Origin of the sequence: Pseudogracilibacillus auburnensis (assembly GCF_003201975.1) — a bacterium.
Lineage (GTDB): Bacteria > Bacillota > Bacilli > Bacillales > Amphibacillaceae > Pseudogracilibacillus > Pseudogracilibacillus auburnensis.
Genome location: NZ_QJJQ01000007.1, coordinates 218,428 through 234,488 on the forward strand (window position 1 = coordinate 218,428; position 16,061 = coordinate 234,488).

Sequence of the window (16,061 nt, forward strand, 5' to 3'; positions counted from 1 at the left end):
ATTAATAGTTTTTATTATTGAAGGAGGGGAAAAAATGCAAGATGAAAAGAAAAGTTTCATCGTCTCCCAAGATAACTGGTCCCTCCATCGTAAGGGATATCAAGATCAAAAGCGTCATATGGATAAAGTGAAAGACGCCATTAAAAATAATTTACCAGATTTAATTAGTGAAGAAAGCATCGTTACTTCTGATGGGAAAGATATTATTAAAATACCAATTCGTTCTTTAGATGAATATAAAATCCGTTATAATCATGAAAAATCAAAACATGTTGGTCAAGGTGACGGTGATAGTAAAGTAGGCGATGTGATTGCTCGTGAACAAAGTAAAGGAAGTGGAAGTGGAACCGGTAAAGACCAAACTGCTGGAGATCAGCCTGGCACTGATTATTATGAAGCAGAAGTATCGATTGCAAATATTGAAGAAGTTCTTTTTAATGAGTTAGAACTACCAAATTTACAAGAAAAAGATCAAAGTGAAATAAAAACGAGTAAAATTGAATTTAATGACGTACGAAAAAAAGGTTTAATGGGAAATATTGATAAAAAACGAACGATTTTATCTGCACTTAAAAGAAATGCGACAGATGGAAAACCGAAAATCGCTCCAATATTAGATGATGATTTACGCTTCAAAACATGGAATGATGTCATTAAATATGAATCCAATGCAGTTGTGCTCGCTATGATGGATACGAGTGGATCCATGGGAAATTTTGAAAAGTATATGTCTAGAAGTTTTTTCTTTTGGATGACACGATTTTTACGAACTAAATATGAACATGTAGAAATAGCTTTTATCGCTCATCATACAAAAGCAAAAGTAGTAACCGAGGAAGAGTTTTTTTCAAAAGGAGAAAGTGGCGGTACCATTTGTTCTTCCGCTTATGAGAAAGCACTAGAATTAATTAAGGAAAAGTACAGCCCAAGTCGGTATAATATTTATCCTTTTCATTTTTCAGATGGCGATAACTTAACTTCGGATAATCCAAATTGTTTAAAGCTTGTGGATGAATTAATAAAAGTTGCAAACATGTTTGGTTACGGAGAAGTGAATGCGTATCGACGCTATTCAACTTTAATGAGTGCATATAGAAGAATTGATCATCCAAAATTCCGTCATTATATTTTAAAGGAAAAACAAGATGTGTATCACGCTTTAAAAAGTTTCTTTCGTAAAGCAAACGTAAATGAATAGATCATCGGATGTTTAGGAGGGATTTATTTGACAGATATGAAAGCTCTTAATCAGGCAATAAAAGAAATTACTGAAGTTGCCGCCGGTTTTGGACTAGATTTTTATCCGATGCGTTATGAAGTCTGTCCCGCTGAAATTATTTATACATTTGGAGCATACGGGATGCCTACGAGATTTACTCATTGGAGCTTTGGTAAGCAATTTCATAAAATGAAACTTCATTATGATCTTGGTTTGAGCCAAATTTATGAACTTGTTATCAATTCAAATCCTTGTTACGCATTTTTACTAGATTCAAACAGTTTAATTCAAAATAAATTAATTATTGCCCATGTACTTGCCCATTGTGATTTTTTTAAAAATAATATACGCTTCTCAAACACAAGACGTGATATGGTCGAAAGCATGGCAGCAACAGCTGAGCGAATTGCCCATTATGAAATGATTCATGGAAAAGATGAGGTGGAGGCATTTTTAGATGCAGTATTATCCATCCAGGAACATATCGACCCATCGATCAATAAAGCAAAGCTGCATTTGGATCAGAATGACTATCTGAAAAATAATTCTGACCAAAAAGTAAAAACACCTTACGATGATCTATGGGGATTAGATAACAATAGGTCAGAAAAAAAAGACGTAAAAAAAGAAATGAAAAAGGTACCCGAAAAACCTGAAAAGGATCTTTTACTTTTTATTGAAGAACATAGTCGTACTTTAGATGATTGGCAACGTGATGTATTAACGATGATGCGCGAAGAAATGCTTTATTTCTGGCCTCAACTAGAGACAAAAATTATGAATGAAGGCTGGGCATCCTACTGGCACCAACGGATTATTAGGGAAATGGATTTAACATCAGATGAATTAATTGAGTTTGCAAAACTAAATGCAGGTGTGGTGCAACCATCTAAAACTCATATTAATCCATATTATTTAGGGTTAAAAATATTTGAGGATATTGAAAAAAGATACGATGCCCCTTCAAAGGAAATGATTGAAAGAGGCGTAAAACCCTATTCGGGAAAAGAAATGATGTTTGAAGTCCGCGAACTAGAGTCAGATATATCATTTATTCGAAATTATTTAACGAAAGAGCTAGTGGAACAAGAAGATATGTACTTGTTTCAAAAACAAGGAGATATGTACAAAATTACAGATAAACAATATGAAAAAGTAAGGGATCAATTAGTATCAGCAAGGGTAAATGGAGGATTTCCATACATTTATGTTGAAAATGGTGATTATCTACGAAACGGTGAACTATATTTAGTGCATAGTTTTGAAGGCATTGAGCTTGATCTTCCTTATCTTGAAAATGTACTGCCATATATTTATGAACTTTGGGGAAGAACTGTCCATCTTGAGACTTTTGTCGATGAAAAAAACACCTTATTTTCGTATAACGGCGAAAAACATATGTCGCGGAAATTGTATAAGTAAATTGAACGATGAATATCCTAAAAACGGCTTGATTTAAGAAAATCATTTATTCCATAAATAAGAAAAAGAGCCCCGAATATGGGGCTCACCGTTTTAGTCATCAATTTCTCGACAAAAACATCTAAATTCACGATCGCGATCGCGGTGATGGTGACGACCACAACCGCATCCTCTGCCACGTTCTCTTTCCCAGTCTCGATCACGACGACCTCTGACTTCACGACATTCACAAATTAGCCTAACACGTCTTCGTCTACGATCATCAAAAAAATCATCTCTAAAACACATAAATTGAACCCTCCATAAAATTATTAAAGTTGGCCGACTTCAATAATAATATATGGAATCATGCTATTTTTGATTGGACAATCCGTCTGATGAAGGAGTCTTTTTTTATTTTAGCTTCATTTTATTCGATACCGTTTCCGTTTTCATGAACAAAGAAATTTGAACAATATCTTAAAAACACATCGGTAAATAACTGGCGAATCATTCTTACTTAAACCTGCCTTTCGTTTAAACCATAAGATACATAACGACAAGACTGTAGCTTCCTCTATTTCATTTTCATTCGTAATGCCTATGAAATTTATCCTTTTATCGTAGAATCTCCTAGCAATAGTCATGCTGGCTTTTAGTGTACGATTTCACTATTTTTTTCATACAAAAATGTAAAAGAGACCAAATCACCTTGGTAATTTGATCTCTTACATGTACTTCCAACGAAAACGCATTACGTTTCTTAAATCTTTTTTAGAAATTCCGATTTTAACTGCATATTTCCATGTCCTGGTACACGACAATCAATGTCATGATCACCATCAATAATTCGTATTCCTTTTATGTTTGTCCCTTGTTTTACGACATCAGAACTACCTTTTACTTTTAAATCTTTTATAACGGTAACCTGATCGCCATCTTGCAGTTCGTTTCCGAAAGCATCTCGTGTTATGTTCTCTTCTGCTACTTCTGTATCCGCTTCATCAGACCATTCATGCGCGCATTCAGGGCATACAAAAAAATGACCATCCTCATATGTGTATGCTGATTGACATTGTGGACAATTCGGTAAATTAGCCATGAAACCCCACCTCGTATAGTTATTCCGTCTAACATTATAACACTTTTTGGACAATAACTGGACTTTAAAACAACTAACCGAATTTGAGGAAATTGCTTAGTACGAAAACGTTGAAATGATTAAGAAAAAGTTGCTACATATTTACTGGTGGATATTTTATCTAGTAGAAAAGGTTAAAATGAAAATACTAAAAATAAATCGAATATCTATTTGGTAGAAATCAAAACCTTAACAGGACACTTGACATGAAGTAGGCCTCCTTCTTAAGAATGCAATATGTATATAAAGGTTATGAGCTTTTATTAATTTTCCAATGAATTTACATAAAAACGAATGAATACTTTAGCAAAAGGTGTTAAGGGGCAGGATAATTGAATAATCTAGACTAGCGTATTCCGATGCTGCCCTTATTATTCGGGTTGAAATAATACGTGATTATCATCGATCGTATTGATATCTTTTTCAAACACTGAACATTTATTGAGTTGGGCAAGCCACTTTCTACCTTGTGGTACATAAGGAGGATGAAAAAGTAGCTTTGCCACTGAAGCTATAACATTTTTACAACTGGACATTAGAAGAAAATTATTCATTTTCCTGTATATTTATTTGACTTTTATTATGATTATCCATATATTAAGAATAAAGATAAGTGAACGATCATAGAGGAATAGTATGTGGAAGGTACTATGTTAGAGAGTGAAATTTATAAGCTGAAAGATTTCATCATAGGAAACGACAGAACCTACCTCTTAGTCCAATAAAAAATTTGGCGGCTTCTTCACGTTACGAAGCAAAGTGGAATGGATAAACATTCAATTTAAGGTGGTACCGCGGAAGTAAAGCTCTTTCGTCCTAATAGGAAGGACGAATGGGCTTTTTTTATTGATGGAGGGAATAGGAGAAAAGTGAAATGAAAAAGCAAACGATCGTCGTCAAAATCGGAAGTAGTTCTTTAACGAATGATAATGGAGAAATCGACGAAGCGAAACTAACAGGTCATGTAGATGCGATTGCAGCACTTAAAAAAGCAAATCATACTGTTATTTTAGTGTCGTCTGGGGCTGTCGCTGCTGGGTTTAAACAGTTAGGTTATCCGTTTAGACCAGTTACGATTAAAGGGCGCCAAGCTGCTGCAGCAGTAGGACAGAGTTTATTAATTCAATCTTATATCAAAAAGTTTCAAGAACATAAGATCGTTCCAGCACAAATTTTATTAACTCGAAGTGATTTTTCTGACCGGGAACGTTATCGCAATGCATTTTCAACGATTATGGAATTGCTCGATCGTGGGATTATCCCAATTATTAATGAAAATGACTCGGTTTCGATTGATGAACTTACTTTTGGTGATAATGATATGTTATCCGCGCTAGTTAGTGGATTTATTCATGCGGATCAGCTCATCATTTTAACAGATATTAATGGGCTTTATACTGATAATCCAGTTAAAAATCCACAGGCAAAAAAATATAATTTTTTAGAAGAAATTACGGATGATATCTTAGCTGCGGCTAGTAGTGACGGTTCGAAACTAGGAACTGGAGGCATGAAATCGAAACTCGAAGCGGCAAAAACGGCTCTTTCCCTAGGCGTATCCATTTTTATAGGAAAAGGAGAAGGAAAAGATAGTCTACTCCATATTTTGCAAGGAACAGGCGATGGCACTTATATTACCAATAAAGCTCTAGAACCAATTAATACGAGCAGACAATGGATTGCACTCCATTCCGAATCTGTCGGAAAAATATATGTAGATGAAGGTGCTGAAGAAGCGATATTGTATAAAGGTCGTAGTTTGTTGCCAGCAGGTATTTTTAAAGTAAAAGGATCATTTGAAAAAGGGGATGTCGTTGAAGTTTACGGAAAAAATGGTTTACTAGGAAAAGGAGAAGTAAACTATTCGTCTAGTGAGGTAGAACAGGAAATGAAAAAAAGATTGGAAAAAAAGAAGTTTGAACCATCTATTGAAGTGATTCATCGTAATCGCTGGGTTGAAATCAAATAAATTTTTAGGGGGAATGTTCAAATGAGTGAAGTAATAACAAGAGGAAAAGCAGCTAAGACGGCAAGCTACAAACTGGTAGCAGCAACGACGGAAGATAAAAATGCAGGCCTTCGATTAATTGCGGAGCAGATTGTCAAAGATCAAACGGAAATTATCGCGGCAAATGAAAAAGATCTTGCAAGGGGCCGAGAAAATGGCTTAGACACAAGTGTGCTCGACCGGATTATGTTAAATGAAGAACGAATTGCCGCGATGGCCCACGGAATTGAATTATTAGTTGAATTACACGATCCGATTGGTGAAATACTCGAAAAAAATGAACTTGACAACGGCTTACACGTTGAAAAAATTCGAGTACCAATCGGTGTCGTCGGAATGATTTATGAAGCAAGACCAAATGTTACGATTGATGCGGCAACTCTATCTTTAAAAACGAGCAATGCCGTCATATTAAGAGGGAGCTCATCTGCCATTCATTCAAATATAGCGCTCGTTAAATCGATTCATCGTGCGCTAGAGAAAAGTAAACTTCCAACAGATGCTGTCCAGCTTATTCAAGATACATCAAGGGAAACAGCGAAAGAACTGTTTCAGTTAAATGACTACCTAGATGTGTTAATTCCGCGTGGAGGCAAAAAATTAATTGAAACAGTAATCCGTGAATCAACGGTGCCAGTTATTGAAACGGGAGCTGGAAATTGCCACGCATTTATCGATGAGTCGGCAAAACAGGAAATGACAGAGGAAATTGTATTAAACGCTAAACTCCAGCGCCCTTCTGTTTGTAATGCGATTGAATCGATTCTTATTCATGAAGAGTGGTTTGAAAAGTTTGGTGTTCGTTTGCTAGGAAAATTGCGAGATAATGGGGTCGAAATTTTTGCCGATGAAAAGGTAGTCGCTCAATTTCCTGATGCCAAACTTGCAACAGATGAAGACTGGGGAGCAGAATATTTAGGGTTAACCGTTAGTGTGAAACTTGTTGGCCGTGTGGAAGAAGCGATTGACCATATTAATACGTATGGAACCCACCATTCAGAAACGATTATTACAGAAGAAGAGTTAAGCAAAAACTTATTTTTACAAACGATTGATTCTGCTGCTGTTTACCACAATGCTTCCACTCGATTTACGGATGGCTTTGAATTTGGGTACGGTGCGGAAATTGGTATTAGTACGCAAAAACTCCATGCTAGAGGACCAATGGGACTACAGGCACTTACATCGAGTAAATTTGTCATTAAAGGTAATGGTCAAGTACGTGAGTAATGTTTAATGGTGGAGTATATTTTATAGAACGGCAGGGTCTACCAATTTAATGGGATGGGCAATAAAGCACAAGTGCTCTTACAGACTAAAGGCGAGAGGTCTTATTTCTTTTGATTAATCGTCCCACCAAAAAGCATTGACGTAAGCGTCGGCTTCTGCGATTACTCGTTGCAATTGTACTTGTACATTGACTTGACGTAGTTAATTTAAAAGTATTTTATTCACAATCTTACGCTATAAAACTAGTCATAGCCTCATTAATAAAGGTGCTATGACTGTTTTAACTTTTTTGACTAGACGTTTTCATAAAAATTTACGCAAACTTGTTCTATTGCTAAATCAAAAATGGTGTAGAAAAATTAGCATAATGATTTCATTATATCTTTACTACCAGTTGTATATTATTTTTTCGTTTATATTACAGCTATTTAACGAGAAACATCAAATAAGTATAAAAACGAAAAAACAACTATAAGTCATATCACTTCAGGCCTTTTGACTTAAAAGTTTATGTACGTGCACATAAACATTCATGGACGCTATGACCATTCTATGTAAGCCCTTCATGAGATTTACCTACAATAATTCCATAATATATTAGATCTTCATAACGATTTTCTTTTTTTACGTGGTCAACTAATACTCCTTCTTTTTTCATGCCCAACTTTTGCAGAATTCTTCCCGAAGCTTGATTCGAATGAAAAAAACGAGCGAATACTTTATGATACCCTTTCTCCTCGAAAGCAAATTTTATTATAGCTTTTGCCGCTTCCGTCGCATATCCATTTCCCCAAAATTCCTCCCCAATCCAATACGCAATTTCACCGTTGTTAAACTTTTGATTGTTAGATAGCGCTATGGCTCCGAATAATTCTCCAGATTCCTTATCTGTTATAGCAAATTCGTATGATTTATTCGCCATAAAATTTTCTTGATGACATTCTATCCACGATAGAGCATCCTGTAAAGAATATGGATATGGAAGGTGCATTGTATTTTTATAAATATTATAATTATTACAAAGTTTAGTAACATCCTCTGCATCAGAACTTTGAAACAGTCTCATTACTAGCCTTTTAGTCGCAATGGTCTTACTTTGATGATCATATTTCACTAGATTTCCTCCTTATTATATGAATAGACACACCACAAATGACTATTCAAAAATAGATTTTGGAAACTATCTTTATGTATACAGAACATAGGAAAACAGCATAGTGCTATGATTCTATTTCTGAGTTGCAGAGTCTATTTTCAATTAATACATCATTCATTTTTCTTTCGTTTAAATATTAACTCAAAAAAAGTAGGTGTACCATAACCTTTTATTCCTGGTGCAAAAATTTGGACTAATTCCCATCCTTCTTTTTCATGGTCATAAACAACTGTGTGATAATCTTCGTCTGGGGTTAGCTTGAAACTGGATAATTTAATTTTTACAAACTTATGTTCATACATTAAAATAACCTCCCATTACTAGTCTGTATAAAATAATTATACATTAATTACACAATTTAATAAGTCTTTAACAGCTAATGGACAAATTGATAATGTATGGAAGATTGTGAGGATATCAAAACATTTGAATACATTTTAAAATATTTTTCTTGAGGGATGGAGGTGGAAATTAATCTAACTTAATTAAAAATAACCCCGTTAAATGAATTTCATCCCTAATCCAACCCTAAAAAAACAATAAAGATGAATGCCATAAATTACAGCATCCACCTTTATATACTTTGTTCTTTTTTCTCTATAACTTTGTAGCCCTTCGGATTCTCGTTTCACTTACAAAAGTGAAGCCTAATAACAGTAAACCACCAATCACTTGTAATAGAGTGAATTGCTCTTTTAAAAGCAATCCGGATATTAATATAGCAACGAATGGGTCTACATAACTTAACATTGCTATACTCTGTCCTCGTAGAAGTTCCATACCAGAGAAAAATAACCAGAAACCAATCCCTGTATTCACAATTCCCAAAAATATAATAAAAAGGATGGACGATGAAGATACACTTAACATATTAAGCCCTTCTGTTATAAGGACGTATGGTAAAAGGATTAATCCTGTCACCCCTAATTGGATAATGGTCACTGCCAACCGATCCATTTCTTTAATAAATTTATTTAATAACATTAATGTAGCATAAAAGACAGCCGCAACTATTCCAAAAGTAATACCGAATAAATCGTCTGTCCCACTTGCACTAAACCCGTTACCAACAATGAAAATCATCCCAATAACTGCCCCAAAGATACATATCACCTTTTTGATAGGTAGTTTTTCCTTAAGAACGACGGGTGAAAGTAACATCACAAAAACAGGAGCAAAATAATACCCTAAAGTAGCGTTTGTAATTGTTGTGTAATCATAGGACTGATAAAGAAAAATCCAATTACCACTCAATGCTATCCCCGATACAAAAAGGATTATTGTGTAATGTTTTATCTTTCGCCATGAGAATTTTTTTCTTTGGCTGATATAAACAAGTGTTAAAAAGAAACAACCGATGGAGCTACTTAAAAATGCTGTTTCACTCGAAGATAAGTCAATATATCTGACAACTAAACCAATTGTTCCAAAAATAACCATTGATAATATAAACTGTATGCTAGATTTCATTTTCTACTCCTTCGAATCTGCGAAACAGCTTATATTTCGCAGATTTTTAATCTGTTGTATAGATAAGCGTGTTTATGAGCAGAAACGGTGGTGGAGAAGTAGCTAATCTAACATTTGGATTAATGATTGAATTTGATAATGGCATAATGCTCACCCCCCATTTTTAATATTTAGATTAGATAATTATACAATATTATTATGAATCTTACATCTAGTAATAATTATCACTAAAATATACTAAAATAGCATGGGGGCATAAAAGTTACTACGTTTTAGGATCGCTTTTACAGCAGTCTTTTTTATCATTGTACTTTTTCAATAGACAGAGATATGAACGTATATAAAAATGGCCACCAACTCAACTTAACTTTAGAGCGGTGGCTGTTTTTACTTTTATTCTTAAGTTTTTCAAGCAAACTACTTACTTTTTCCCCTTCTTATCTTTCTTCTGTTTATCTTCCCTTCATTTTCCCTTAATAAAGAACCTATTCAATCATCAGACATTATAACCCCACGTTCTTCAAACACTTTTTTAGCGACTGCTTACCCATTTAGGACACGTAGAAATCCAATGTACGGAAAAAGGTGCATGATACAATTTGCTTAATTGCACGGATCTTATTTTATAAATCGTTACTCATTGTTCATTCTTCCTGAAATTTTAATTAAATTACGTGATCTATTAATTGTGCAGAATCATGATATGCACTTGAATTAATCATTGTCATTACTCGCATTGGGCCTTGTTTGCGAACATTGGTAAAAGTTCTATGTGAAGGTGAGCTTGACGATACATAGCCTGTACGAGTACCAATTGTAGTCCATGTACCATTCACCCTTCTTTGTAGGTACATTGTCCACGTAGCGTAAGTCCAATCTCCATAACATAGAGGGTCATGACAACTTGAGTTTAAACTAACATGGACACTAGGAAAAGCTGGATTTGTAGTTTGTGTAAAACGGACTCCATTAACTATTTTTGTCGACATAAAAAATTCCTCCTTTTTTTTTGAAACCAAATGCGTCACGGTCTTCTTCGTCTAAATATGAAAATATGCGAAAGCAGCTGCAACAGATCTGCCTAATGTTTTCTTTGTTAATAATGGCACCAAACACGGTGCATAATTTTTCGTGTACGAGTTGTTGAATAGGATGCCTCTTTAGGAATAGACTTCGATGATCGACTAACTGTGGTAGCTTTGAAAAGCATAGCTCATTTTGAATATCTCCTGTCTGAATAAAAAATAGCAACAATTTACTCTTTGCTCTTAGATTTACCGTTTAACGTTTCTACCGCTTTTCTAAGAACATCTGGAATAGGTAAATTTGTTTTGCCAACTGTCTCCAAAATGCTTAACAATTCATTTGCCATATAAAAAAAGATGACTGCATCACGTATGAATGTGCCATCTCCTGTAATTGTATCAATTGAGTATGCTACAGCTACTAACGCTAAGATAATAACTTTTTTAGCAATTCCTTTAAATCCAATTTTGCTATTTAATTGCCCATAACTTGCGGCGACCAAAACTCCTAAAATATAATCAAACGCAATAAATACTACTAAAACTTGAAGCAAGGGCGACCAACCTCCCAATAAAATTAGTACGATCGCCCCAATGACAGCGAAAACAGATTTAAAAAAAGTTTGCATCATTACCTCCTTTTTTGATATAAAAAATAACGCTCGGGAAGCGTTACAAATTAAGTTCTTTTATCTTTTTATTTTTGACCACATTACCTAATAGTCTCTTAATAAAAAATGTTTGATGAAAATGTAAATACTTTTAAGGCGGGATTTAAATTGGTGCTCTCCATTATAAAATACTCATCATACAGCGCTTCATGTTGTTTGTTAAACCCTTTAACCCTTTAGTATCTTTACTGTCAAAACCGCGCATTATTACGTATAAGTTCGTCACCCGCATCAGTTTTTACATAATCCATTTACCAACGCTAGTTCCTCCTCACCCACTTCCTTGTTTTTCTCTTGTAAATACCTTAACAATTCGCATTCTATGGACGTTCTTTTTTCCTTTTGCCGAAATTATGTTTAATAAAAATTCTGTTATCTTTAAAATACTCCTCCAAGCTTTTTATGATAATTAGTTACATTATTAATTATAAACTCATAGAAAATATTTCCTTGCATTGTAATTTTATTTACGTTCGCAATCATAACAACATCTACATCTTTTAAGTCATACACAACTACCCGAATTTCCTCTCTGTTATCTTGATATACTAAGGACTCCCCGATTAGTTCAGCTTCAATTTGCTGGAACTCTGCACCTGTCCCTCCATATTGCAAAGGTTGAGGATATCCCTCGTCTGGATTCACCCATCTATAACGTCGGTTATCAATATCATCAACAAACTGATACTCACTTTTTGTTAATGTTTGACCATCAATCTCATAATTAAAAATGTACTCTACTTCTTTTGTAAAATTCATGTTACCATCTCCTCTAATTGTTTTATTTTTCCTCGTAAATACTGTACTTCTAATTTTAAAGACTCCATATCATCTGTAAATTTTATTTTTAACTCTTGTACTGCCTTTATTGTTGGAGAAATGAATTGAGTCTCTTTAAAGTTATACAATCCATCTTCCCCAACTCCGATAATTGTATGATCATCTACATCAATTAAGTTTCTTTTAAGGTCTTGATGGATTTTACAAATCTGTCTACAATGCTTTTTAACTTCCCTTTCCAAAAAAAGGCAATTCTCATATTTCCTTCAAATTCATCAAGGAAATCATCTAGTTCATCGTTTTCCGCTTTTTTAGTGAGAAAAGCATTTATATCATCATTGGAAGGCTTACATTAAAAATGAGGTGTTCCTGCTTTCATTAATCCAATTAAACAGTTGCATTCTTCATTTTTATATAAGATATTGAATGTTCTACACCCAGCCCAAACCCCATTTCATCAGCTTTAGCTGTGTAATTTTCATCTAACGTAGCGATACCTTAAATATAATTCATATTCATTGAACACCAATTGTTAATTTCATAAAAAACTCCACCTTCCTATAACAAATTAATAAGAGAAGATATTCATCTTCTTTTTAAATCCTAGCTGGTTGTTCTGCTACCGTGTCTTTAAAAGAAATGGTGTTTATCAAAATGGAGATAGAAATTCAAATGCTCCTTCTACTACTAGGTGGATTCATATGACAACCGTATGGCATAATAGGAGAAAGTGGTAGGAATAACCTGATTTTCATGAACCAACTTACTCGGTGTAAACATCTAAAGTATTGGGTAAGTATGTTTGAACTCACTCACATTATTTGGTACCTTCTGAAATTTTATCTTTCACTTTTTCTCTAGCTCTAATGATGTAAGATTGTACGGTTGCTTTTCTAAGTCCAAGCTCTATTGCAATTTCTTCAAATGATCTTCTATTAGCATAATGCAACAAGTAACATTGTCTTTCTCTTAAAGAAAGTTCGGCTAAAACATTTGCAATGAATTCTTTTTCTGTTTCTGTCAATTCTCTTGAATTTTCTCTTTCATTAAATGATGCCGGGATAATGTCTAGGGAAGGGAATAGATCCATGTTAAGCAAAGCCCTCTTTTGGTAAGCCGACCTTTTATCTTTTCCTCTTAATTCATATGGATCCTTCCCACTTTTAAGCCATTCAATCACAACTGACATTTCTTCGATCATACTATTTATTTGAGTTCTATCTGTTTTATCAAGTTCCGTGTTTCCTAATGCTTCACGCTTTTCTTTAAGTATTTTACGTCCTTCCGTATATTCCTCAATAAAAGAATCAACCCAATTCATATTCTCTACCAAATAAGTCATCCCCTTATCTATGATTTGCCTTTTCTATTTTGTTCCTTCGTAATTCCGATTCCTTGTCCAATTTTTCTTACAAAGGTCAAATGGTGATTTTAGATTGCTTATTTATTATTCGTAGCCCCTCCCCCTCGTTACCTTTTGGTAATTTACCTTGTGGTAATAACATATCACCTTCTTTACCTTTTGGCAATACTTTTTCAGAAGTTTTCCCTTTTTTATTGTCTTTTGGTAATGAATCGTCCAAAATATAGTATGTAAGCTATAATCGGATTGAATAGGAATGATTAAATGAGTGAATTTGGTTCTTATATTAAGCAAATAAGAGAATCTAAACGTATGACCCTTAACCAAGTGGCTCTATACTCTGAAATAAGTTCTGCACAACTATCAAGAATCGAAAACGGGAAGCGTGGTGTCCCAAAAGCAGATACTATTCGAAAAATTGCTAATGCACTTAGACATGATTACAAAGATTTAATGCGAGTGGCTGGTTATATAGATGGTGTTGATGTAAGTAAAAAGGAATCATTCGATCCACTTACTGAAATTCAAAAATTAGCAAATAATCTTGGTATTGAAGATTTATCTTTTTTTGACATAGAGGAATGGAAAAACCTTAGTAAAGAAGATTTTGAGGATATAAAAAACCATTTCGAATATATAGCATATAGAGCTAAACAAAGAAAAAAAGGTAAATGACCCGATCTTAATGTACATTATTGCTTATCTTGAGAGCAAAAATAAGAATATTTAACGATAAGGTATACATATAAATGTATACCTATTATTATTCTTCTTGATAGAACATATGTTTTGTTATATTATACCAATAAGAACATTCGTTTTTATTAAGAGGGGGATTTCATGCCATATTATATGACATCTTTAGAAAAAACAGTGGAAAGTATTTATAATAGAGTTGGAATTGATGAACCAAATATACCCGTTGATGAGATTGCAAGAAAGTTGGGCATCGATTTATTTTATGGTAAAAAAACGTTTAGAATCGATCATATTATCTGCCTCGATTCAAAACTATCAAAAGAAAAGATAAAAGAAGTGTTCTCGCATGAGTTATGTCATTGTCTTTATCACGTTGGAAACCAACTTGATATGTACGAGCTCTATAGGCAATATCAAGAGTTTAAAGCTGATAATTTTGCTATGCACTTCTGTATTCCTACATTCATGTTGCAAAAAACAATTATTCCTAAACAAAAATATCATGCTGCCACATTTTTAGCTGATTTATTTTGTGTCACAAATGAATTTGCCTTTAACCGAATTGAACATTATGAAAGACAGTTATTTGCAGCACAATTTCATCAAAGAATATCAATGTGTGCTGAAAACAGGACAAATTATTCTACTGCATACAAAGTCAACAAAAGTTCTTTTAAATAAATCTATCAAAAAGTTTATTAAATAACCATTTACTTTAAGCTTGAGCGAAGAATTGTCCGCCGAGGGCTTCTTTTTAACCGATATTATTAATGCTCTCGCATCAGATCCGGAATCTCTTCCGCACCCAAATACAACTAGCGAGTTGTTACCGAAAAGTCGCTATGACCAAGCACTTTAGATACGAGCGCCAAGTCAAGGTTACTTTTAATGTATAAATTCTTCGTAAATCCATGCCTAAGCGCATGTGGACTAATGTTTTAAATCCGAAATCCTTTCGGTACTTAATACGTTGTAGATCCGGTCCAAAATGTGAAAAAAATATGTTATACGAAAACAACAACAATACTATTTGCTTTGCTTGTTTTGCAGTTTTTGAAACCTCTGAGTCATCAAACCGCCCTAAATGTGACAAAGCAGTTTTATCTCATGTAGGTGATAATACCTATGTGATATGTGTCTAGATCACATAATGATTCAGATGGATTAAAGAGGGCAATTAAGCTCTCTCTTTTTAAGAAAATCTGTTATGTCTTCCGGGTGTTTGACACATGTACTATTCAAATGTGCTTTTAGGCTCATTTTGTTAAAAACATTTCACAAAAACAATTAAGCCTTAATGTTATAATAGATTGAAAAGGAACTTACTTTCTTAATATCAAGTAACGCATTAAAATTAGAATATTTATAAATATATTATTGGAAAAAGGAGAATAATTATGATAATGACATCACTTGTCGTTGGTGTAGTATTAACTGTAGTTACTTTGTTGTTAACATTATTAACGATTTCCAAAGGGTATTCATTCAAGCATACGATTGACCCTTTAAAAGAAGAGGATAAGGTACGCGAATTTACTGGTAATGGAAAAAGAATATAGAAGAAGAATGTTGAAAAAATTATCAGGGAATTATTAGAGGGCAATTAAGCCCTCTGACTAGATAATTCCTTATTTAAATGTAGTATATGGGCATCTATAATTATTGTATGTATGAAGTAATTAGTTTTACAGATAATTTGAGCGTATCTGCTCCGACTTATTGTTAGCCCCTCGATCGTGAGGGGCATTGTTTTTGAAGATAATCGAAAATTTAATTAGAGAAGGCAAATAGCCACCAGATTTCTGGTATGCTCCCCTTAAAGTAGACACCTAAAAAACAAAACTACTTTAGGGGGTTTTTTTATGCGTTCAAATAGTAAGCATCCCGTTGATGAACTT

Annotated in this window: 18 protein-coding genes; 7 read left to right on the forward strand and 11 right to left on the reverse strand. The window is 33.9% G+C overall.

Going from position 1 to position 16,061, the window contains the following annotated elements:
- Window positions 1-34: 34 nt before the first annotated feature.
- Together yhbH and DFR56_RS11515 are read left to right on the forward strand one after the other, a co-directional pair.
- Window positions 35-1,198: a sporulation protein YhbH gene (gene yhbH / locus DFR56_RS11510; RefSeq protein WP_110395581.1), complete on the forward strand. Its 1,164-nt coding sequence runs from the start codon at window positions 35-37 to the stop codon at window positions 1,196-1,198.
- A gap of 36 nt (window positions 1,199-1,234) precedes the next feature.
- Window positions 1,235-2,641 (forward strand): SpoVR family protein, encoded by a 1,407-nt coding sequence (locus DFR56_RS11515; RefSeq protein ID WP_110395613.1) that lies wholly within the window; start codon window positions 1,235-1,237, stop codon window positions 2,639-2,641.
- Between the two features lie 17 nt (window positions 2,642-2,658).
- Here DFR56_RS11515 and DFR56_RS22955 read toward each other — a convergent pair whose 3' ends face one another.
- Window positions 2,659-2,820, reverse strand: a complete 162-nt coding sequence (locus DFR56_RS22955; protein ID WP_211320625.1) for a hypothetical protein — start codon at window positions 2,818-2,820, stop codon at window positions 2,659-2,661.
- A gap of 563 nt (window positions 2,821-3,383) precedes the next feature.
- Window positions 3,384-3,722, reverse strand: coding sequence for a zinc ribbon domain-containing protein YjdM (locus tag DFR56_RS11525; RefSeq protein ID WP_110395583.1), 339 nt, complete (start codon window positions 3,720-3,722; stop codon window positions 3,384-3,386).
- Between the two features lie 913 nt (window positions 3,723-4,635).
- On the opposite strand from DFR56_RS11525, the gene proB reads away from it, so the two are divergent.
- Together proB and DFR56_RS11540 are read left to right on the forward strand one after the other, a co-directional pair.
- Window positions 4,636-5,730: a glutamate 5-kinase gene (proB, locus tag DFR56_RS11535; protein ID WP_110395585.1), complete on the forward strand. Its 1,095-nt coding sequence runs from the start codon at window positions 4,636-4,638 to the stop codon at window positions 5,728-5,730.
- Between the two features lie 21 nt (window positions 5,731-5,751).
- Window positions 5,752-6,999, forward strand: coding sequence for a glutamate-5-semialdehyde dehydrogenase (locus DFR56_RS11540; protein WP_110395586.1), 1,248 nt, complete (start codon window positions 5,752-5,754; stop codon window positions 6,997-6,999).
- Between the two features lie 550 nt (window positions 7,000-7,549).
- Here DFR56_RS11540 and DFR56_RS11545 read toward each other — a convergent pair.
- From DFR56_RS11545 to DFR56_RS11585, 8 genes are all read right to left on the reverse strand, one after another.
- Window positions 7,550-8,113, reverse strand: a complete 564-nt coding sequence (locus DFR56_RS11545; RefSeq protein ID WP_244916492.1) for a GNAT family N-acetyltransferase — start codon at window positions 8,111-8,113, stop codon at window positions 7,550-7,552.
- A 152-nt stretch (window positions 8,114-8,265) separates the two neighbouring features.
- Complete coding sequence (locus DFR56_RS11550) at window positions 8,266-8,457, reverse strand: DUF4177 domain-containing protein (protein ID WP_110395587.1); 192 nt, start codon at window positions 8,455-8,457, stop codon at window positions 8,266-8,268.
- 295 nt (window positions 8,458-8,752) lie between these two features.
- Window positions 8,753-9,625: a DMT family transporter gene (locus tag DFR56_RS11555; RefSeq protein ID WP_110395588.1), complete on the reverse strand. Its 873-nt coding sequence runs from the start codon at window positions 9,623-9,625 to the stop codon at window positions 8,753-8,755.
- Between the two features lie 665 nt (window positions 9,626-10,290).
- Window positions 10,291-10,614: a hypothetical protein gene (locus tag DFR56_RS11560; RefSeq protein ID WP_110395589.1), complete on the reverse strand. Its 324-nt coding sequence runs from the start codon at window positions 10,612-10,614 to the stop codon at window positions 10,291-10,293.
- Between the two features lie 266 nt (window positions 10,615-10,880).
- Window positions 10,881-11,279, reverse strand: a complete 399-nt coding sequence (locus tag DFR56_RS11570; RefSeq protein ID WP_110395591.1) for a phage holin family protein — start codon at window positions 11,277-11,279, stop codon at window positions 10,881-10,883.
- Between the two features lie 420 nt (window positions 11,280-11,699).
- Window positions 11,700-12,080, reverse strand: coding sequence for a hypothetical protein (locus tag DFR56_RS11575; RefSeq protein ID WP_110395592.1), 381 nt, complete (start codon window positions 12,078-12,080; stop codon window positions 11,700-11,702).
- Entirely contained in the window at window positions 12,077-12,343 is a 267-nt protein-coding gene (locus DFR56_RS11580) for a hypothetical protein (RefSeq protein ID WP_110395593.1), read from the reverse strand. The genes DFR56_RS11575 and DFR56_RS11580 overlap by 4 nt, the downstream gene beginning before the upstream one ends.
- Window positions 12,344-12,918: 575 nt before the next feature.
- Complete coding sequence (locus tag DFR56_RS11585) at window positions 12,919-13,434, reverse strand: sigma factor-like helix-turn-helix DNA-binding protein (RefSeq protein ID WP_158525610.1); 516 nt, start codon at window positions 13,432-13,434, stop codon at window positions 12,919-12,921.
- Window positions 13,435-13,728: 294 nt separating this feature from the next.
- On the opposite strand from DFR56_RS11585, the gene DFR56_RS11590 reads away from it, so the two are divergent.
- Both DFR56_RS11590 and DFR56_RS11595 read left to right on the forward strand, forming a co-directional pair.
- Entirely contained in the window at window positions 13,729-14,139 is a 411-nt protein-coding gene (locus DFR56_RS11590; RefSeq protein ID WP_110395595.1) for a helix-turn-helix domain-containing protein, read from the forward strand.
- 165 nt (window positions 14,140-14,304) lie between these two features.
- Window positions 14,305-14,844: an ImmA/IrrE family metallo-endopeptidase gene (locus DFR56_RS11595; protein ID WP_110395596.1), complete on the forward strand. Its 540-nt coding sequence runs from the start codon at window positions 14,305-14,307 to the stop codon at window positions 14,842-14,844.
- A gap of 134 nt (window positions 14,845-14,978) precedes the next feature.
- Here DFR56_RS11595 and DFR56_RS23995 read toward each other — a convergent pair whose 3' ends face one another.
- Window positions 14,979-15,098 carry a tyrosine-type recombinase/integrase gene (locus DFR56_RS23995; RefSeq protein WP_110395615.1) on the reverse strand — a complete coding sequence of 40 codons (120 nt, stop codon included), beginning with the start codon at window positions 15,096-15,098 and terminating at the stop codon, window positions 14,979-14,981.
- Between the two features lie 462 nt (window positions 15,099-15,560).
- Here DFR56_RS23995 and ytzI point away from each other — a divergent pair, with 462 nt between their 5' ends.
- A complete protein-coding gene (gene ytzI / locus DFR56_RS11605; RefSeq protein ID WP_110395597.1) occupies window positions 15,561-15,722 on the forward strand; it encodes a YtzI protein in 162 nt (53 codons plus the stop codon).
- Window positions 15,723-16,061 lie beyond the last annotated feature (339 nt).

Excerpts from the sequence above, each read along its gene's own strand:
- proB (WP_110395585.1), top strand. The coding sequence starts at position 4,636 with ATGAAAAAGCAAACGATCGTCGTCAAAATCGGAAGTAGTTCTTTAACG.
- DFR56_RS11525 (WP_110395583.1), bottom strand. The coding sequence starts at position 3,722 with ATGGCTAATTTACCGAATTGTCCACAATGTCAATCAGCATACACATAT.
- DFR56_RS11595 (WP_110395596.1), top strand. The coding sequence starts at position 14,305 with ATGCCATATTATATGACATCTTTAGAAAAAACAGTGGAAAGTATTTAT.
- DFR56_RS11555 (WP_110395588.1), bottom strand. The coding sequence starts at position 9,625 with ATGAAATCTAGCATACAGTTTATATTATCAATGGTTATTTTTGGAACA.
- DFR56_RS11575 (WP_110395592.1), bottom strand. The coding sequence starts at position 12,080 with ATGAATTTTACAAAAGAAGTAGAGTACATTTTTAATTATGAGATTGAT.
- DFR56_RS11570 (WP_110395591.1), bottom strand. The coding sequence starts at position 11,279 with ATGCAAACTTTTTTTAAATCTGTTTTCGCTGTCATTGGGGCGATCGTA.
- DFR56_RS11560 (WP_110395589.1), bottom strand. The coding sequence starts at position 10,614 with ATGTCGACAAAAATAGTTAATGGAGTCCGTTTTACACAAACTACAAAT.
- DFR56_RS11550 (WP_110395587.1), bottom strand. The coding sequence starts at position 8,457 with ATGTATGAACATAAGTTTGTAAAAATTAAATTATCCAGTTTCAAGCTA.
- yhbH (WP_110395581.1), top strand. The coding sequence starts at position 35 with ATGCAAGATGAAAAGAAAAGTTTCATCGTCTCCCAAGATAACTGGTCC.
- DFR56_RS11540 (WP_110395586.1), top strand. The coding sequence starts at position 5,752 with ATGAGTGAAGTAATAACAAGAGGAAAAGCAGCTAAGACGGCAAGCTAC.
- DFR56_RS11590 (WP_110395595.1), top strand. The coding sequence starts at position 13,729 with ATGAGTGAATTTGGTTCTTATATTAAGCAAATAAGAGAATCTAAACGT.
- ytzI (WP_110395597.1), top strand. The coding sequence starts at position 15,561 with ATGATAATGACATCACTTGTCGTTGGTGTAGTATTAACTGTAGTTACT.
- DFR56_RS11515 (WP_110395613.1), top strand. The coding sequence starts at position 1,235 with ATGAAAGCTCTTAATCAGGCAATAAAAGAAATTACTGAAGTTGCCGCC.